Source organism: Candidatus Krumholzibacteriota bacterium (assembly GCA_016932415.1).
Lineage (GTDB): Bacteria > Krumholzibacteriota > Krumholzibacteriia > Krumholzibacteriales > Krumholzibacteriaceae > Krumholzibacterium.
This window is the reverse complement of the sequence record JAFGCX010000009.1, coordinates 59,342-79,155: the sequence shown is the minus strand read 5'-3', so window position 1 is coordinate 79,155 and position 19,814 is coordinate 59,342. Positions and strand designations below refer to the sequence as shown.

The 19,814-nt window shown below is 45.5% G+C and carries 17 protein-coding genes; 10 read left to right on the top strand and 7 right to left on the bottom strand.

Annotated elements, in window-relative coordinates:
- Positions 1-69 precede the first annotated feature (69 nt).
- Positions 70-1,122, top strand: a complete 1,053-nt coding sequence (locus JW814_02655; GenBank protein MBN2070332.1) for a polysaccharide deacetylase family protein — start codon at positions 70-72, stop codon at positions 1,120-1,122.
- A gap of 81 nt (positions 1,123-1,203) precedes the next feature.
- On the opposite strand, the gene JW814_02650 is transcribed toward JW814_02655, so the two are convergent.
- Complete coding sequence (locus JW814_02650; protein ID MBN2070331.1) at positions 1,204-2,721, bottom strand: right-handed parallel beta-helix repeat-containing protein; 1,518 nt, start codon at positions 2,719-2,721, stop codon at positions 1,204-1,206.
- A gap of 384 nt (positions 2,722-3,105) precedes the next feature.
- On the opposite strand from JW814_02650, the gene JW814_02645 reads away from it, so the two are divergent.
- The gene (locus tag JW814_02645) at positions 3,106-3,768 is read left to right on the top strand and encodes an acyltransferase (GenBank protein ID MBN2070330.1); all 663 of its coding nucleotides are present in this window, start codon (positions 3,106-3,108) and stop codon (positions 3,766-3,768) included.
- Between the two features lie 53 nt (positions 3,769-3,821).
- Here the strand turns inward: JW814_02645 and JW814_02640 are convergent, their stop codons facing one another.
- Entirely contained in the window at positions 3,822-4,949 is a 1,128-nt protein-coding gene (locus JW814_02640; protein ID MBN2070329.1) for a T9SS type A sorting domain-containing protein, read from the bottom strand.
- A 530-nt stretch (positions 4,950-5,479) separates the two neighbouring features.
- On the opposite strand from JW814_02640, the gene JW814_02635 reads away from it, so the two are divergent.
- The gene (locus JW814_02635; protein ID MBN2070328.1) at positions 5,480-6,175 is read left to right on the top strand and encodes a hypothetical protein; all 696 of its coding nucleotides are present in this window, start codon (positions 5,480-5,482) and stop codon (positions 6,173-6,175) included.
- A 134-nt stretch (positions 6,176-6,309) separates the two neighbouring features.
- Positions 6,310-7,803 carry a polysaccharide biosynthesis C-terminal domain-containing protein gene (locus JW814_02630; GenBank protein MBN2070327.1) on the top strand — a complete coding sequence of 498 codons (1,494 nt, stop codon included), beginning with the start codon at positions 6,310-6,312 and terminating at the stop codon, positions 7,801-7,803.
- Here JW814_02630 and JW814_02625 read toward each other — a convergent pair.
- The 3 genes from JW814_02625 to JW814_02615 all read right to left on the bottom strand — a co-directional run bounded on the left by JW814_02625 (position 7,800) and on the right by JW814_02615 (position 11,072).
- Positions 7,800-8,990, bottom strand: a complete 1,191-nt coding sequence (locus tag JW814_02625; GenBank protein MBN2070326.1) for a glycosyltransferase family 4 protein — start codon at positions 8,988-8,990, stop codon at positions 7,800-7,802. The genes JW814_02630 and JW814_02625 overlap by 4 nt on opposite strands.
- A 62-nt stretch (positions 8,991-9,052) precedes the next feature.
- Complete coding sequence (locus JW814_02620) at positions 9,053-10,111, bottom strand: GNAT family N-acetyltransferase (protein MBN2070325.1); 1,059 nt, start codon at positions 10,109-10,111, stop codon at positions 9,053-9,055.
- On the bottom strand, positions 10,104-11,072 hold the full coding sequence (locus JW814_02615) for a polysaccharide deacetylase family protein (GenBank protein ID MBN2070324.1): 969 nt from the start codon (positions 11,070-11,072) through the stop codon (positions 10,104-10,106). Before JW814_02615 ends, JW814_02620 begins: the two co-directional genes overlap by 8 nt.
- Positions 11,073-11,420: 348 nt before the next feature.
- Between JW814_02615 and JW814_02610 the strand changes: the two genes are divergently transcribed.
- The gene (locus JW814_02610; GenBank protein ID MBN2070323.1) at positions 11,421-12,389 is read left to right on the top strand and encodes a hypothetical protein; all 969 of its coding nucleotides are present in this window, start codon (positions 11,421-11,423) and stop codon (positions 12,387-12,389) included.
- On the opposite strand, the gene JW814_02605 is transcribed toward JW814_02610, so the two are convergent.
- Together JW814_02605 and JW814_02600 are read right to left on the bottom strand one after the other, a co-directional pair.
- Positions 12,361-13,467, bottom strand: a complete 1,107-nt coding sequence (locus tag JW814_02605; GenBank protein MBN2070322.1) for a glycosyltransferase family 4 protein — start codon at positions 13,465-13,467, stop codon at positions 12,361-12,363. The genes JW814_02610 and JW814_02605 overlap by 29 nt on opposite strands.
- A 40-nt stretch (positions 13,468-13,507) precedes the next feature.
- Positions 13,508-14,881, bottom strand: coding sequence for an O-antigen ligase family protein (locus tag JW814_02600; GenBank protein MBN2070321.1), 1,374 nt, complete (start codon positions 14,879-14,881; stop codon positions 13,508-13,510).
- Between the two features lie 313 nt (positions 14,882-15,194).
- On the opposite strand from JW814_02600, the gene JW814_02595 reads away from it, so the two are divergent.
- From JW814_02595 to JW814_02575, 5 genes are all read left to right on the top strand, one after another.
- On the top strand, positions 15,195-16,265 hold the full coding sequence (locus tag JW814_02595) for a glycosyltransferase (GenBank protein MBN2070320.1): 1,071 nt from the start codon (positions 15,195-15,197) through the stop codon (positions 16,263-16,265).
- Positions 16,237-17,253 carry a glycosyltransferase gene (locus JW814_02590; protein MBN2070319.1) on the top strand — a complete coding sequence of 339 codons (1,017 nt, stop codon included), beginning with the start codon at positions 16,237-16,239 and terminating at the stop codon, positions 17,251-17,253. Before JW814_02595 ends, JW814_02590 begins: the two co-directional genes overlap by 29 nt.
- A gap of 34 nt (positions 17,254-17,287) precedes the next feature.
- On the top strand, positions 17,288-18,370 hold the full coding sequence (locus JW814_02585; protein MBN2070318.1) for a glycosyltransferase: 1,083 nt from the start codon (positions 17,288-17,290) through the stop codon (positions 18,368-18,370).
- A gap of 64 nt (positions 18,371-18,434) precedes the next feature.
- Positions 18,435-19,022 (top strand): acyltransferase, encoded by a 588-nt coding sequence (locus JW814_02580; protein ID MBN2070317.1) that lies wholly within the window; start codon positions 18,435-18,437, stop codon positions 19,020-19,022.
- Positions 19,012-19,812: a class I SAM-dependent methyltransferase gene (locus tag JW814_02575; protein ID MBN2070316.1), complete on the top strand. Its 801-nt coding sequence runs from the start codon at positions 19,012-19,014 to the stop codon at positions 19,810-19,812. The genes JW814_02580 and JW814_02575 overlap by 11 nt, the downstream gene beginning before the upstream one ends.
- Positions 19,813-19,814: the final 2 nt, after the last annotated feature.

Below are 19,814 nucleotides of genomic sequence, written 5' to 3'. Positions count from 1 at the left end.
AGAAGGCTTATTTATATACAATCGATCTTCGTATTACAGAAATGTTCTTTATGGAGGATTTTTCGCCTGATGAAATATCAAAGGACCTATAGCCTTTTTAAAAGTGGGTTCTATATTGTCTGTAAAGCTCTCGGGATCTTTAGACTCTCAAGGGTTTTGACGCGGTCCGGACTCAGGATATTATGCTACCATGGATTCGAGATTGAAGATGAGAGTCATCTCTATCCGCTTACATTCATGACTGCCGGAATTTTTGACCGGCGCCTGCGTTTTTTGAAAGAGAATGCTTTCAATGTAATACCTGTCCAGGATGCCCTTGCGCTTTTGCAAAAGGATGAATTGCCTCCCGATTCAGTTGTAATAACGATTGATGACGGATTCTATAGTACTTTCAAGATTGCCGCTCCGATGCTGAAGGAATATTCGTTTCCCGCCGTAGTATATGTGTCGACATACTATGTCCTCAAACAGACTCCGGTTTTTCGTCTGGTAATCCAATATATGTTCTGGAAGACAACTGAGACAAACCTTGATATGTCAGAACTGCTCGATGCTGAGACGGGCAGTGTAGATATCTCGGATATTAATGAGAAGGAAAAGACGATCCTTAAGCTGATCAATTATGGTGAAAATGAATGCGATGAAGAAAAAAGGGGTAATATTCTCCGGCGCTTGGGAGAGCTTTTAAATGTAAGTTTTGACAGGATCGTACAAAGCAGGATGCTGCATATGATGAATATTCGTGAATTGCGTGATATTCAAATGATGGGATTAAGTCTTGAATTGCATACGCACCGGCACCGTTTCCCCGTTGAAAAAAATACCGCTCTCGCGGAAATCGAGGATAACCGCGAAGCTTTGAGATCCGAATTGAATATTGAAGCTGATCATTTCTGCTATCCCAGCGGCATTTGGGACAGTCTTCAGTTTCCATGGCTTGAGGATACCGGTATCAAAAGCGCCGTCACGTGCGATCCGGGACTCAACTATCCATCGACTGACAAATTCGCTCTGACCCGTTTTCTCGATGGCGATAATATATCAAACATTGAATTTGAAGCGGAACTGTTCGGGTTTTCTGAACTGATGAGAAAGATCAAGCGGACTTTTTCTCGCCAGTAATATGTCAGGAAAATAAATACCAGTCGATCACAGGATTTTTGGCCACAAGGAAACTCTGCTTAAGAAAGAGTGCTCTCCCCGTCAATCCTTCTTCCCCGTGAGATTCTGGAACATCAATATCCTGTTTGATGGCATCGAAGGGGGAGCGCCAGGCTCAGAAGTCAGGTTGACCGGCCCTATCGGAGGCGGGCTTGAATAGACCTCTCCAAAAAAGTCTCTGAACTCGTAACCATCCGGAGGAGTCACGCTAATTCCCTTCCAGGCCAGGGTATAAGAGTTGGACGGAAGAGGGAGGCCAGAGACAGGATCTGTATAAAGAACCGGGTCCACAGCGTATAGATTGGTGCCGGTAGTGTCGACACATTCCCATCTTCCCTCGTTGGTCCAATCCTTCCACGATTCTGCCGGATTTTCATAGCAATACCACAGATTGTTATGAAATCTGAATGTAGAAGCATAATCGTCTTCATCGTAATTGTTATCTGAGGTCAGCTGGAAAAATATATTCTGATAACCGTTTCTTACTTCATTGAAGTAGAAAATATTATTGGCAACCAGGCAGTTTCGGGACGCGTTGGGGCACCAGTCACTTGTATGTCGTATCCATACGACGCCGACACTTTCGTACAATCCTTCAGCGTTGCGCGTAAGATCCGTCGTTATCACCATGTTGTTATAAAACCTGCAGTCTCTCGCTGTGTTGAACGCGAAAGGTACGACACAGTCGATCAGGACGTTGCTGTAGACATCTATGCCTTTCGCTTCATAAGTCGGCTCTTCCATCTCGTCGATTGAAGGCCTGAGATGATCAGTACCGGTATCTCCACCCATATTGACACCGGTAAAACTAGCCATATTTATAACATTATTTCTGATTACTATTTCACTGCTTCCGCCCTTGAACTGTATCCCCCCCTGCATACATGAATCGATCCTGCAACTGACGACCTCACCGTTATGGCAGCCGACACCGGCGAAAGCGATACTGGTCGCGTTGCTTCCATTGGCATAGCAGTTCCTGATGACAAAATTATCCACACCGGCCATTTTAATCATTTCGGAATTTACCCTCTGATTGTAAAAAATGCAGCTGTCAATCACGACATGATGCACGGCCTCCTCGTCCCAGTCATCACTGTAGATATTTATATTGTGCGCCCCTTCTGTCGGGTTGGTCTTTTTAAAGGTGAGCCGTTTAAGAACAAAATGGTTCAACGCGGGCCAGTCACTATGCAAAGCGGTGAATCCTGCCGTCGGCAAGGCCGCAAAAACGGGATTGTCTTCTCCGGGAACCCCCATCAGATATGTCCACGCGTCAGGTTCACCGTAAAGTTGATACCCCCCCGCTCTCGGTTCATTCAGATATGTTCCTTCATGAACGTATATCGTGTCGCCCCCGGGAAGGCCATATCCATTCTCATAAGTGTCATCAATGGCCATCTGAACGCTGACATACGGATTCTCCGCGCTCCCGTCTCCACTGTCACTCCCGTTGACCGCTACATGAACAATCCTCGCGTTCAGCCCGCCCGAAGGCATCAGCAGGATCAGCAGAACCGCAAACAGGACAAAATATCTATTTGTTTCTGGAATGACCATCATTTACCCTCCAGGTACAATCGAAGATGCTAAATCCTCATTAGACTACGCAATTTTCGTTCCCATACTCGAGGGTTTCCGGGAAACCGGCGACCCCGTCCTGCACTAGCAAGGTAAGTCTAAATATAACAGTTATCAACATAAAGAGAGATAACAGAAATAGATTGAAATTACCAAGCATATTTTTTCCTGATATACCGCGTCGTGCATACTGGCACTTGTGAAACTGTGCAAAAAAGGGTACAATCCGCTCGGGCCGGTAGACTGGCGCGGATACAATCCACCGTCCCCGAGGCAGATTCGGCGCCTCCAGAAATGGAGGGATCGAGGCATAGTTACTGCAAGCAGGTGGAAGCATCCCGTCCGGGTCAAGGAGAAAACAATATGAAACGTCTTTTTGACAACTTGAAATATCTTTCATCAAAATTATTCTTGCCCGTCGTGCGAAGGCTTAACAGCAGGATTTCATCGAGATTATTGAAAAAGATCGAGAAGAAATTCCAACTTAAAATACTGTTCAGAACAAACATCTACCAGTGGCGAGTTGAGATGGCAAGGGAAGAGGGAGTCAAAATCGGTGATAATTGCAGATTATACACTCTGGAATTCTCCAGTGAGCCATACCTCGTCGAGATTGGAGATAATGTCGTTATCGCGACCGGAACGCAGTTCATAACTCATGATGGAGGAGCCTGGCTTTTTTATGACCACGACGATCATTCAAACGACATAAATGTCTTCGGGAAGATCAAAGTCGGCTCCAATTGTTTTATCGGCATCAACTGTATTATTCTACCAGGTTCAGTCATCGGTGATAACTGCGTTATAGGGGCAGGCTCGGTCGTAAGAGGGAAAATAGAGCCCGATTCAGTCGTGATGGGAAATCCCGCTAAAACGATCATGAAGTGCAGCTTGTATAAGAAATTGATAAATTGCAGCAATAACGCTATAAGAGTCAGCCTCTTTGACACGGAAAAGAAAAACAGGCTGGTCAGAGAGAAGTTTTGCGCGGAAAGCGCAAATCCCGTAAAAGATATTTCACCTTAATAGATCTCACCTCGATCGAGGCGGTTTTTCATCAGATTCTTCCCGAAATCGATTTATTGGAGTAATACCATTTTTTTTGTCTGCTCGGACCCGTTTGATCTCAACCTGTAGAAATAAATACCCGATTTCACCCGGCGACCACTGGTATCAGTACCATCCCACGACTGGACGTAGGAACCAGGGGCGATAATACGGTCGATCAGCCTGTCGATCAACCGGCCGTTTACGTCATAAATGGCGAGTGAGACCCTCGACTTCACTGATACACTGTATTTGATCGTAGTAGCCGGATTGAATGGATTGGGAAAGTTCTGCCCCAGTGTAAAAGGCGTGGGTATATCTTCAATCCCCGTGTTTATCCCGTATCCGCTCAACCTGACCCACAACCACCATGCGGCGTAAGCTTTGAGATTACCGTTCAATGGCTGGCTGTGTTCGGCATTGCAATCATACCAGTCCACGTTCATCGGATGCGAATCTTGCCATTCTAAAGCCCAGTTACCTAAAAGAGGTCCGAATTCAGACGAATAATAATCGCAATCGTCATCGGGATATTCGAAAAAAGTCCCATCTGGATCATAGCATTCTATGTCGGCAAAGTCATAGAGCACCTTATTGTTCTCAATGCAATATTCGCGTATCATCTGGTTGGCTGCTTTTATATCGGCATCCGCGTAATGGTCCATATGACCTGTCATATAGACAAATGTCAGATCAGGATAATCGATCTCGAGCTGGCTCATCGGAGCAAGATATTCGCTGTAGAGAGTCCCCGCGACATACTTGTCCCCGGCTTGGCCGCACCAGGACCAGACGATGACATTCACATCCGGATTATTCTCTATATAGTCCACCGTTTCGTTCACCCAGTCGGGATAATATCCGACGTCTCCGTACATACCTTCATCGTGCAGATCGAGCGCGCCGTCCGATCCACCATTGTTCCACGCGAATATATCGGCCGCCAGGGATAACCCCAGACCGCCACCGTTGGCAAAACCCACCAGGCCGGTCATGCCATCTGTTATCTGGCTGCCGTGCGACGTGTGTCCATACACGATATGAAGCACCGTTTTCGCGTTGATGATTCCAGCTTCCGGAATAAGTGTAATATCAGTGCAGTTATGGTCAACAATCAGCGGTGCGGCCCTCTGGGCATTGACAGGTGAGAATATTGCCATTAAAAAAGCCGCCAGGCATCCCAAAAGACAATATGACAGCAGAGACGAATACCTTCCCATCATCAATATCCACTCCAGACAGAAATAAAATAAATTAAAAAACAAATCTCTATCTAATATTATTACATATATTTGACGTTTTGTCAATGTGTTACGAGATTATACCGGTAACTGGAGAAGATGACAAAAAGATTTCTTCCATTCCTGGAGAGAGTCAGGACGACCCGACTTTAACCCTTGATATATCTCGCCGCAATCATTAATAGTGATTATGAGAGAGTTCCTGGTAGCGATGACAGCGACTATGGTTGGATAAGAGGTGTCGTTTGGCTCTGATGGAACGATTTTGTCAAATATCATATCGGCATTTGGATTCCTTTTCAAAGGGAGAATCGATTATGGCTTCCCTGATACCTAAAAGATTGGTCAGTCTATGCTTATCCCTTTTAATGCTGGGCTGCGCCCAAAGCAACAGGTCAGTCCCTGAAACAGACACCAGCATATCCCTCGATCCCGGGATTGATCCCGGGATGCCATCTGATAGAATGACAATGGTATGGCATCATCACAGCACTGGGAAATCGATCCTTGACGGCGGACTTCGAGACGCGTTGACTGCCGACAATATCGATTTTTACAGCATTTACTACCAGGACGCCATGGTGGGCGACTACGTGATAGGTGACCATACCGATCCCCCGGATTTTCCCATTAATTTCAATACTCCCATGTACTTCGATGTAATCAAGAGCTGGAAACTGACAGGGGAGAAAAAAAAACACGATATAATCATGTTCAAAAGCTGTTTTCCCGCTTCAAACATCACCAGCGACTTGATGCTCGACCAGTATAAGAAATATTATAATTCTCTCCTGGCTACTTTTACAGACAATCCCGGTATTTTATTCATCGCCATGTCGACTCCCCCCCTGGTAAAAGCCTCAACAACACCGGAAAACGCTAAAAGAGCCCGTAAGTGGTCGAAATGGCTGACAACTGAATATGGAGTAGATTTACCGAATGTCAGAGTATTCGATCTGTTCAACTGCCTGGCTATTCTGGAAGGCAGGCCGGATGAGAACACTCTGGTCCCCCAGTTTGCCGCGGGGAGGACAGACTCGCACCCGATCGAGGCTGGAGCGAAAGCTGTCACGCGAATGTTCATCCCCTGGTTGAATCGTTCCATCCGGGAACATACCCGGGCAACATCGGAGCAGAACAGATAAGGTGCGTTTAAATCAATAATATCTTGAATATACTGAATGCAAATAGTTATTCCTGTCTTGTGGTTTCTCTGGTAAGTTACAAGCTTGACGGCGGGTTTCCTCTGACATGATGATAGAATGGAGTGACCTGACTCATGGCTACCCTGGTTGAAAAATTATTAAGAGGGTCCTTTTTCAGGATCCTGAATATTGTAGTCATCGTGGTGGTCAGTTTCTTCATGATGCCTTTCGTGATCCACGCTCTGGGAGAGAGATGGTACGGATTGTGGATCTTCGCTGCGAGCATCGTCGGTTATTACGGATTTCTTGATTTTGGCCTGTTGATCGCGATACAGAAGTTTATCTCTCAAGCTTCCGGAAAGGATGATGATGAGGATATAAACAGGATCTTCAATACTTCCCTGTTCCTGTTTTTTATGGGTTCACTTCTGATCGTTCTGGTCTCGCTTGTCATCATATGGCTCTGCCCCAGATTTGTCCATGATCCCGGTAATATAAATATTTTCAGGAAAGTAATTCTACTTATAGGTCTGGATGTAGCTTTCTCTTTCTCGGTCAGGGCTTTTATCGGATTTTTAGGTTCGAATATCAGGCATGATGTGATCGAAGGGATCGATATAATAAAACTCCTTGTCAGAACTGCTCTGATCGTCATTTTCCTTAAAAGAGGGTATGGCATTGTCTCACTCGCGGTGATCACTGTCGGAGTGAACAGCATTCAGTATCTTTCTGTCGTGATCTATGTCCTTGTCCGTTACAAGATCCTGAAGATCCGGAGATCCTACATAAGCAGGATATGGATGAAGAAACTCCTCGGGTTCGGAACTTTCTCATTCATCGTTATGGTGTCCAAGAGAATCAGATTTCATACTGATAACTTCGTGATCTCAGCTTTTCTGGGGCTTGGCGCGGTGACGCATTACAACATAGGATCGAGGGTGGCGATTTACTACCAGAGTATTGTTCAGACCGGAATTGCACTGATGTTTCCGGTTTTCAGCAAGCTTGAAGGTCAAAATGATTTTGAGAGTATTCGCGAAAAATACATTCTGATGATAAAACTTACGTCGATATTCTCTGTTTTTTCAGGCGGTTTTCTCGTGATCTTCGGGAAAGCCTTTATTTCAAGATGGATGGGAATCGATTTTATTGACGCCTACGCGATACTTGTCATACTGGTTATCGGCATGCTCTTCGATTCGGTACAATCGGTTTCAGCAACTGTACTCCTGGCAGTCTCAAAACATAAACAATACTCGATAATCGTTTCAAGCGAAGCGATCGCCAACCTCGTACTCAGTCTTATCCTGGTGAGAAAATACGGCATAATAGGAGTAGCCTGGGGGACGACGATCCCTCTGTTGATAACGAGTCTGTTTATTACTCCCGTGTATACATGCCGCGTGATAAAAGTGCCGTTATTGAACCTGCTGAAAGTCTTATCTACTTCAATTCTGTTTGGGGCCGGCATCTATTTTATCAGTTGGCTGGTTATCAGAAATATGATCGAGATAAGTTATCTCAGCATTCTCAAACTGGGAGTTCCTGTCTGTTCTCTCGCGCTGTTGTTGAACATCTTCGTTTTGCTTAACAGCAAGGAAAGAAGGTACTTCAAGATAGCAGGTTAGCTTTCCGCGAGAGAGTCGTATATTTCGATGTACAGGTCGGAGATTGAATCCAGTGAAAATATATCGACGATCTTTTCCCTGGCTTCCCTGGAGTAATTGCTTCTCTTATCTTCATCGCGTAACAGTTCGATGACCGCTTCGCGAAAAGCACTCTCATCCCCTACATTTATTATTCGACCGTTCTCGCCATCGACAATGATATCATCCACTCCACTCACGCGATATGATATCGCGGGAACGCCGCAAGCCATTGTCTCCAGCAGAACATTCGGCATCCCTTCCATTGTCGACGGAAAGACAAAAAGGTCAGATATCTGGAGATATTCAGCCACATTATCTACCCTGCCTGTAAACTGGATGACTTCCCCCAGTTCTTTATCCTTGATATCCTTCTTTATTTCTTCGTAACAGAATTTGTCGCCTGTCGCTCCCTCTTTCTCGGACAGTGGCCCTACCAGGAACAGACAGCTGTCCGGATACTTCTCAAAGATAGCCGGCCACATCGAAACCAGACGGTCGACACCTTTCCTGTACGTGATCCCACCGACGAATGTTATAACCAGCTGATTGTCAATATTCAATTCTCTTTTCAACTTTTTCTTTTGATCTGGCGACAAGGGATGATATTTCTGAATATCGACACTGTTGGGTATGTATCTGACTTTTGATTCTTTAAAATTGTCCTCGATCAGTCTGTCCCGTATCAAGCTGCTGATCGCTATCAGCCTGTCCACTTTGAGGGCGCTGTACCTGCTTATCATGCCGAAAATCCTGCCGCAATCCTTGAAGTTCACCTCCTGTAACATGGAGACTTTCGCGAGAGTCTTTTTTCTGTACAATTTTGCCAGTATGCTTAAAGAAGTATATGGATACCCCATACCCTGTATGTGAATGATCGAATATTTCTTTCTCAGCCTGATGAAGGTCACAAAGAGTTTGATAAAGATCTTGAGTTTATCGATCAATGTACTCTGCCCTTCGATATATATATCGAGGTCATTCACAAATATGTAGTGGACTTCAACTCCCTCGTACTTACCTGATCCCCTTTGCCAGGGACAGTCGGTGAGAGCGACAAAAAATATGTCGACACCTTTTCTCCGCAGCTCATCCGCCAACTTCAGAGCCTGGATCGTCCCGCCTCCGAACCTCGGTGGGAAGATTGGGAAAAAGATACATACTTTCATGATGTCAATTATCTCCGGCGCGCTGGATCGGCATGACTTCTATCCGCGGGTCATCAGAAACACTAGATAATATCAGTATCCCCATAAGTGACTTTCCAGTTATGAGGTAATCCGAACAACGATTCAAGCTTGCGATCATCAAATACTTTTCCGACAAGGACAAATTTCGATGGAGATATTCGTTTGAACCGGCAACGCCTGAATACCGTTTCGAAAAAACCGTTGTCGTGACCGAAGAATTCTATCTTCTGCGCGCCGGTAGAGAAATAATGGGATAAAGCATACAGCAGCATCAGTTCCGACTGATCGATATTCTTTGATTTATGTATCAGATCGCATATCGCCACAATATCATTCATCTTCCGGCAGATGGTCACTCCGACAGGTTCACCGTCCACGATCATAATATGAAATTCGTAATCATTTTCGGGATGATCTTCGTATCTCCAGCGCAAATAAGGCAGATCCTTCCAGACTGAGATGACCTCGTTTTTCAAAGCTTCTTCGAGGACTTCTTTAATATCGTCCGGCAATTTCGACGTCGTTATGAATTTTACGTCGTTATGATGGAGAAACGAATGATATATGTCCTTCAAGACCCGGAATCTTATTCTGACCGGTACTGCCAGAATTATTTTAACGATCTTGTCCAGTACCGCTCCGGTCAGTTTTCTGTACCCTGTCTTGAAGCTGTACTCATCAAGATAAGTGATGTTGTACCAGTCGAGTTTCTTGATATAAACAGGATAAGCGCTTCTGTTGGGAAATCCGATAATCGCTTTAAATCCCTCTTCGATGGCGCGTTCGCAGTTGCGTTCGACCATTCCGGTAAATAACCCCTTGCCTCGTTGGTCCTGTCGTATAAGCCCGTCGCATAATTCTCCGGCGGGAATCTCCTTTCCAAGGAAATTCAAATGACTGCGCATCGTACAGCACTCTCCGACTATCGCATCATCTATCGAAGAAAGATACAGCCATCCGGGACCACCCGGATGATCCATATACTGCCACCGGATATATTCCACCGTTTTATCGGTTTTGAAGACATCCTTGAACAATACGGATATCCCCGTCTCATCTCCCTGCCTGAATTCTCTTATCCGATCATTGCTTTTATCCATCTGAATTCTCCAGGACATCGCTCAGGGGAGAAAATGAGAATTTTTCATCGGAACAGAACTCAAGAAAAGCTCTGATTTTCGCGATAAAATCACGCAGATCATTTTCGTCCCGAACAAACTCGCTTTTCCCCGGCATCAGTGATGTCGAATGGAAGGTCATGTTTAAAAAAGAATTGCCATCTTCCAGATAGTTCCTTGCCGTCCTGATCATATCGAATGATGTGGAGACCTCCGGTGAAAGCATGCGGAGATTAAGGATCTTTAATTTGTCGAGGACTCCGAGCAAGTGAAATCTTGAAAGGCCCTGCCTCATCAATCTTCTTCGCAAAGAGGCATATCTTGCGAAGGGTTTTTGCATGAAGCTCATCGTCACGGGGACTTCTACCAGACCGTTACCAGGTTTTTCTTCGAGAATATTTTCAGGAGAAAAATGATAAATAGACGAAGGGGCGCCGGAGAAATCCGGTCCGCAGTAATCTGTCCAGTCCCAGAGAGGCAAAACGGAGCTGTCGACATGATACCCCAGTTCCATGATAGATCGAGCTACGTCTGGCCCAAAACCCCACCTTCCAGCCCTGAAACAGATTGGAGCAGTATCGAATCGATCGATAATCGCCTTGTGGAGGATCTCCAGCTTTTTGCAAATCAGGGAATACGGCAGGTTGCATAGCATCGAGTTATGATCTGTCATCTCTTCCTCAAAAGGCGGGGTATTCCATGGATGACAATGAGTCCCGATCTCACATCTTCCCTCTTCATGGATCTTAAGGATGATCTCTGACGCAGCCGGGTCGACTACGACCGGATAATCCAACAGATAGGTCGGAACAGCCCCGAACTCATCGAACAGATCCTGGATCTTCGGTATATATGAGATGTTCGATACGGCGTTGTCTGTCCTGGAACGTCTGTCCCAGGAATCCTCTTCCGTATCGATTGTAATGAATATCCTGGTTGCCATAAGACGGCACATTCCCTTCAGGGTGACTTTTCATGATTAAGGATGCCTGACTGAATGCAATCTTGCACCATGCTGAGCAATACTATGATGCCGCAAACCGGCGAATCAAGAAAATTCGTCCGTCCTTCGGTGAGAAGAAGCTATTAACCGGTATTTTCTCCCCGAAAATATCACCCTTTCCGGGCCCTGATTATCCCGGTTCTCATTAGACAGGCGAAATATTCGTGTTTCGGCCAACTCGGGTCTTCCCCGCAATTACCTTGACACAAGTACAAGCTATAATTACACTTCTTCTCATCGGGGTTGTTTTCAACCATTGATCAGACTGAGAGCACCGGGAGATCTTCAATGAACAAGAAAACTGATAATATCAATCTCGGAAAGTTTTTATCCGTTTGGGGATTTCTAACTGCGGTGTTTCTACTGGCCGGATCGCTCCTGCTGATCTACGCTCAAAGAGGAAAAAATTTTGTGATAATGTTGAACGCGATAAATATACCGCTGTTCACAGTGCTATTACTGATCAGGCGACCTGTTGAAAGAGGCATTACTGAAATGCTCAATAAATCGGCTGGGGCATTTTTTGAAATACAATATGACCATGAAAAATCGATCGGATTCTTCCTCGTCTCTCTGGCCATTCTCTTCGGCAGCTATATGGGGTTTCTGGCCTTTTCGAATGTCGGATCATACTCCTACATGATTAAAGAGGATGGTATCATAGAATACGGTTCATCGATTCTCTGGTTTCTGGCGGCAATGGTCGTCTTCATCCACATCTTCAGGCGTTCCAGGTGCGGGGTTAATGGAAGATGGCAACTGATGACAGATATTTTGCTGATCATATTCTTTATTCTTTGCGCCGGAGAAGAAATAAGCTGGGGACAGAGGATCATTGGCATTGAAACACCGGGGATTCTCAGGGAAGTCAACGTCCAGAGAGAGTTGACACTGCATAATATCGAATCAGTCAGTATCTTTTCCAACGCGTTTTTTCTGCTTACAGTGATATTTTTCCTGGTTGTTCCATGGTTTGCTAAAAAATACAGTCAAGTAAGAAAGTTGCTCTATTTTATTCACTTCCCTGTTTCAACCCGTTTTATTGTCTATATTTTCATTGTGACGTTATTCGCGTGGATACTGGTAGGCCTGAGGTTCGGAACCTTGGGGTTTCATCCTTTCAGTTTCTACCCGGCGGCATACTATACTCAGATGGATGATGAACTTTTTGAGTTCCTGGCTGCGTTTTCTTTTTTTTCGTTCAGCATTATGCATGCTGTAAAACACGTCAAAGCAATGAATCAAGAAATTTCTTGAACCTTGCAATATAGATCTCGGAAGAGAGATTCCCTTCAACGTATTGGCGGGCTCTTTCACCCATTTCTTTTGCTATGGATTCATCACCCAGCAGAATTTCCAGTTTGGCGGCCAGATCTGAAGCATTCCCTTTTTCAAAAAGGAATCCATTTTCACCGTCCCTGATCAGAAAAGGAATACCTCCGACCTTCGAACCTATCACAGGTTTACCGCTGGCCATAGCCTCGATCAGGACCCTGCCCATCCCCTCGGATCTCGAGGGAAGGACGAAACAGTAACAGTTCTTGAATTCGGAAATGATCTCATCGTAGAAAACAGGTTTCTCGATAATAATATTGGCGTTATCACCGATCATTTCATAGTAGTCTTGCGGATCCGGGCAATATCCTACAATTTTAAGCGCAAAATCACTGTGCCGGTGCGAGATCATTTTAAATGCATCGATCAGAATATCGACGCCCTTGAGGTAAAAGGGAAACCCCACGAACAGAACGACTTTATCAAATCGGGTCGGGCCTTTCTGGAACTCGTATGTCGGGACAAAGTTGATAAAAGTCTCATAGTCACCGTTTTTTGTCATAGATGAATAAGCAGCGGCAATCTCAGAATTCAGATATTTGATCTTGTCTGCTCTGTCGAGAATAAAAACTGTCAGCCCCGATACTAATCGATTTTTAAATTTCCGCAGAATACCGAGTTCGCCAAGGAACCCTGCCTTGATAATATCTCCGTTTACCTCAACGACCAATCTGGCTCCAGTCATTCTCTTGAGTATATATCCGCAGAATCCGCAAAGAAGAGGGTCGTAAGCTACAATAATGTCGATCTTTTTCCTTCTTTGAGATCGCAGTCCATGCCACAGGACAGAGAAAATAAAGATAATGTGGTCGATTATCTTTATTCGGGTAGAAGAAATATTGTGAAAAACGAAATTACCCGGCATCGCGTCAGTACTACCACTGGGACATACCGCCACCATATCACCATGATATGAATCCGAGAGCAGTTCATATCGGCCACTGACATTCGGCAACCTGGGACGGTGAAGAACATAATTGATAAAGAAGAGCTTTTTCATGTTTCAATATTGCGTTTGACCACTGTTATGATAAAACACCTTAATACAGTATCATGAGAATCTTGTAAAACACTATCGTAAGCCCCACCAGGGTCAGGATCATAAGCAATTCTTTCCTTGTCATAAATGTGAATTTAATGCCGGCTTCGGCGTGTAGTCGCAATGAAAGTATTGCCGACATCGCCAGCAGAATATATATGATCGGACTATAAGTCTGGGATAGAAAAAACGCCGATGTAAGAAATCCTATCAACGAGACCTGGGTGATCCTGGAATACAATATCAGGATCTTATCATTTGAAATTTTTTCAATTCTGACCAGGTCCCTGAAACTTGTAAATATCAGAGCTGCCCACACTGAAAACCCGATAAGCCCGAGTTCAGCCATGCACTTGATATAAGCGCTGTGAGCTGCTTTGTCATATGTCGCGATGAAATTGTTCATTCCGATCCCGAAGGCTGGGCGGGATTTTACGATTCCAAGCCCGTGCATCCAGGCGAATACTCGCCCACTTTCAGAACCGCCATACGCTTCTATCTGCGACATCCGGCTAGGCGACATCAGGAGGGCTATCGTTACAAGGACTGATCCCGCAATCAATCCTCTCTTTACGCCCCAGTTTTTAATGGCAAAGCTGACCAGTACCGCGATAACCGCTAAATACCCTCCCCTTGAATTTGTGTAGAAAATGGCCATGAACAAGACTGTCAACATGATTATCAATCCGATCCTGAAAATCAGCTTCACTTTTCTGCTGAAGAAATGAAAAAGGATGATCGGTATCGAAGATACCAGCGCTAGAGCCAGATCATTAGGATCGCCGAAGATGCTGACATACTTGATCCTGGTGCCCACGGGGGGAGTGCCGAAAAGATCAACGCCGTTGAAGTGCTGGACCAGTCCATTGATTGCCAGAAATAAACATGAAAAACAGAGGCACCAGAAGACCATCCTGTATTTACGCCCGGTAAGAAGGACCAGAAGAACAAACAGGAGAAGCAGGGTGAGAAATTCGTTCAAGGAATTCCATGCCCTCCCGGGATTGAAATTTGAAAGGTCGCTTATGGGGACTATGAGAAACAGGATAAACATCAGGATATTCTGGCGTGTGGCAAATATATTGATTTCTTCCCTGTTGAAGATCTTTCGGATCAGAAAAAATAATATGATAACCAAGGCCAGGTTAAGCATAATTCGAAGAGGCGCCAGATAGGGAATAAATGACATCGGCCTGAGAATCAGGAAAATCAGATAGATCAATAACCCGAAGTAAGGATGAAAAAATATAGTTATTAACATGACCAACGCGAATATTGCCGCAATGGCAAGTAGCGCGGATTTCAGAAGCACCAGGGAAAGGATCAGCGTAACGAACACAAGGGCGGATATTATCAGAGCATTTTGTTTTTTCATATTATTGAGATTTTCTTATTTTTTGCCTTATCAGGTCCGGAAGCAACCGATTGTCCTGTCATCAAGCAATTTCCATTCCCTGTAAGTTGAACCGAATATGACCTGAAAATTCCCCGTTACCTTTATCCTCGCCCTTATTCATCTATCCATTACGCGAAGCAGTCTCTATCTTAAATAAATATGGAGAAAAGTCTATCGTAATATTATACAATAGACCTGAAAGATCATGATTCTTGCACAATATATGCTACTGAAATTGGCAACCTGCGATTAAACTTCACTTTGCTTTATCGGGGGACACTGGATAGAGATGTTGAAAAAAATAAAAGTCCTGCACATCCTCTCACCGCTGGGAAATTACGGAAAGGAAAGATGGCTGCTCGCTTTTCTGCGGAAGATCGACAGGTCGATCGTCGAACCCCGGGTCATTCTTCTTGCTCCCGGTGGGGACCCTGAGATCGCCAGCCACATCAAGCAGATCGGTATCGAGTATATGGTCCTGGAAAGTTCGTCGAAATTCAGCTCTGATGATATCAAGATTATCCGCGAAGAGATCATTGCCGCTGAATCGGATATTGTCCATTCTCACGATTACAAATCGGATGTCTATGCCCTTTTCGCCGCGCGAGGTCTTTCAGCAAAAAAAATAAGCACTCCTCATGGATGGTGCGCCACGGGAGACCGGAAGCTGGGGTTATATGAAAAAATCGACAGGATTTTTCTTCGCCATTTCGACTCGGTTGCTCCTTTGTCTGAGAAAATGGCCTCGACACTTAAAAGAATAAAAAAGAAAAAATTGATTGTGATAAACAATTTTGTCGATCTCGACACTATACCGGTTCCTGAAGAAGGGGACCCGCGGTTGATCGCCTATATGGGCAGGCTGGTCAGTCTCAAGAGAGTCGATGATCTGATCAATGCTCTTGCGATGGTTAAAGATAAGGAGACAAGACTGCAGATCATCGGTGATGGACCGATGCGTGGCGAACTTGAATCTTTAGCGGAAAGGTTATCCATTTCGGACCGTATAGATTTCCTTGGACACAGGAACGACAGTCTCGACCTTCTCAACAGGTCCCGGATCATGGTCCTGCCTTCGCTGACTGAGGGTATTTCCAGGTCAATCATGGAAGCGATGGCCATGGGAAAAATAGTCATCAGCACAAGGATCCCGGGGATCACGGAATTGATAACGGATGGTAGAAACGGATACCTGGTCGAAACTCGGGATCCGAAAGCCATAGCAGATGTCATCGACCGTATCTTCGGCAATATGGCAAAGGCGGTCTCCGTGTCGGCAAACGCGAGAACAGTCATTGAAAATGATTTCTCGGCGGCAAGGGTAGTCAGGGATTATGAAAAGTTATACTCATCGCTCCTCTGATAAAAAGAGGATGAAAAAAGAAAAGATCTGGATCAGCTGGCATTATCACAGAAGAAGCGACTTTCTCGCCCGTGAATTCGGATCTGATTATTACCACTTCGGTACGTCGGCCAAAAGCAGGCTTTCGCGCTACCGTGAAAGTATCGGCAGGACAATAACCACGATCCGGCATGATCGCCCCGGAATACTGTTCGTTCAGAATCCGTCGATAATCCTTGTCCTGCTTGCCGTAATGTTGAAACAGTTTTTCAGGTACATCCTTATCAATGACCTGCATACTCCCTATATCGATCTTCCTCCGGTTCTCGCGAAGTTGTTCTGGGCTCTCCAGAGGTTCTGCATAAGACACTCCGATCTCACTATCGTGACGAACGACAATTTCAGGCAGCGGCTTCACGTCGATGGAGTAATGATCCTTCCCGACACGGTTCCTTCGTTCGATATCGAGGGTGATGACAATCGACTTGAAGGTATCAACATCCTTTATGTCTGTACTTTCGCCGAGGATGAACCGTACGGGTCTGTTTTCAGGGCGGCGGAACTTCTTCCCGACGGTTTCAGGATATTCGTGACGGGAAACTTCAGAAAAGCCGGAATAGACCGGGATGCTCTTTCAGGCAGGATCGATCTGACGGGATACCTTCCCGACAGGGAATATCTCGCCCTGCTGAGCCGCGTCGATATCGTCATGGTCCTGACCGAACAGGAAGGATGCATAGTCTGTGGCGGGTATGAAGGTGTCTCTCTTTCTAAACCATTGATCCTTTCCGACACCGACACTCTGAAAGGATATTTTTCCAGCGGCGCCGTCTACACGAGACATGATGAACGCTCGATCGCTGACGCTATTATAAAAGCTGCCGGCGACAGGGAGAGTCTCAAAAAGGAACTGGAAAGCCTGAAAGAGTCTCTCAGGAAAGAATGGCTTAAGGATTTCAATATGATCACCTTTCGGATCGAGGACTTGAAACAGGAGGCTGGGCTCTGATTCTGACTGTCCTGGATGGCCTATGGAGATTCGAGTGAAAAAACGTATAAGGATTTTACAGGTCATAGATTCTCTCCGGACCGGTGGCGCGGAAAAGATAGTGTATGATCTCGCCACCCACCTCGACGGGGAGAAATACGAAGTCTCCGTCTGCAGCATGGAAGACGAGAGGGACACCTTCCTGGCCGGAAAACTGGACGAAGAAAGGATCAGATTGCATTTTCCGGGAAGAAAAGAGGGTTTCGATCCCTCACTGGTCGGAAAGATCCGCGATATAATCAGAAATGAATCGATAGATATAGTCCATTGCCATGTCGGAGGAGAACTCTACGGCCACGCCGCGGCTGTCAGGACAAGGGCATCGGTAATAACGACCCTTCACGGGATATTCCATTACAGTTTGAAACAGAAAGCGCTGATAAAATACTGCGGTCTTTTCAAGAATAACCACAAAATAGCGGTGTCGGAAGAGCTGATGTCACTCTACAAATGCGATCTCCTTATCTATAACGGCACGCCCCTTCTTCCCGACCTTTCCTCACAGACCGTGGACGATATCCAATTGCATGTAAAAGACGACTTGATCACTGTCGCCATAATCGGCAGGCTCTCTGAAGTAAAGAACCATTTCAATTTTCTCGACGCCGCCGCCGCGATAATCAGGGAGACCGATATCGTGAGATTCCTGATAGTCGGAGACGGACCTCTTCAGTCAGAGCTTGAAAGATACGCAGCTGAAGTGGGCGTCGCGTCTCGAACTGATTTTGCCGGTTATCGAAAGGATATGGACGAAGTCCTGAAAGGAGTCGATATATCGGCTCTCTCCTCCGACTCTGAAGGATTGCCGATGGTCGTCCTTGAATCTATGGCCGCGGGCATACCGGTAGTCTCTACACAAGTGGGTGGCATACCTGAGCTAGTGATCGACGGCATAACAGGGATACTTGTTCCTCCCCGCGATTCGGGCGCTCTCGCCTCTGCGATACTGAGACTGGTAAAAGACAAAGCTCTGAGGAAAGAGATGGGGATCGAATCAAGAAAAAGAGTGGAGAGTCTTTTTTCAACCGATACCATGGTTGAAAAATATTGTAGCGTATATGATAAGCTGGTACTTTGAAAATGCGTTGACTGAGGCGATCTGATGCTGGACCTGTTTCCGGGCTGTAGCGATGAATAATCTTATGAAACATATATTGAACTCGATATACAAGATTGTCGTCTTTCCTCTGTATCTTCTTGTCTGTTTCAACCACAGGATCTCGGGAACGGAGAACACCTTCAGCGCCTTCGCGCAGATGCTCAGCCGGATCAGTGGTAAACATGGAGAATTTGCCAGACGGGCTTATTATAATTACACTCTTCGATATTCTGGAAAAGACCTGCTGGTCAGCTTCGGATCGCTCTTTACCCACAGGGATGCCTCGGTTGGAGACAGAATATATATCGGCCAGTACTCGATAATCGGATCTGTTTCGATTGATTCCAACGTTATGATCTCCGATCATGTTTCGATATTGAGCGGTAAATACCAGCATATGTACAATGAAGAAGGGATCCTGGTTGAAAGCGAAAAAAAAGATCCTTTCATATCGATAGGAAAGAGTTCCTGGATAGGAGCTAATTCGGTGATAATGAACAATATCGGTGAGGGATCGATAATAGGCGCGGGGAGCGTCGTCGTAAAGCCGATCGAATCTTTCTCCGTGGCAGCCGGTTCACCGGCGAAAGTGATCAGGAAACGTGGTAAAGAAGATGACAATGGACTCTGAATATCAGAAATCAAAGGTCAAAGAGTATTTCGATGAGGATTCCCGCCGCTACGAAGAGGTGAGATACACCGAAGATTACTCAAACTGTCATCAATACTCGTATCTTGCCAGAATGGCCCATGTCCTTGAGCTCCTGGAAGATGATGGAAAAAAAATTCTCGATATAGGGTGCGGCCCCGGGATCTATACCCGTCAGCTTCTTGACAGGGGGTACAATATCACGAGTATTGATATCGCGCCCGGCATGATTGAAAAGGCGAGCAAAAAATTCTCCGACGAGATCGGTGAAAAGAGAGTCACTTTTACTACTGGCGAAATATATGATCTTAACGATATGGAAGGGTATTTTGACGCTGTCCTCTGTATCGGAGTCGTTTCTTACATACCGAAGATCAGGGAGTTTCTTGACAAGATATATTCTCTGACAAGACCCGGCGGATACGCCGTGATACAGATATCAAAAAAATACTCCCCTAAATCATTCGATGAACAGCTTGTATATCCCTCTATCCAGAAGATCAAGGGTGTTATCAGACCAGGTAGCCGATCGGATGACACGGGGGTCATTCTGACAAGATACCGCACAGCCGTCTTTGACAGGTTATGCAGGGAATCCGGCCTTTTAATGGAAAAGGGAGCCCATTTCGATTACAATCTTCCTGTTATAAATATTCTGGCTAAAAAGTTCAGCCTCTCGCTGGCCCGGTCTCTGGAGCGTAGACGAAGCAGGATATTCCAGGCGCTGCTTGCCGGAGACAGGGTCGCGAGATACCGCAAAAGAGAAAAGTGACC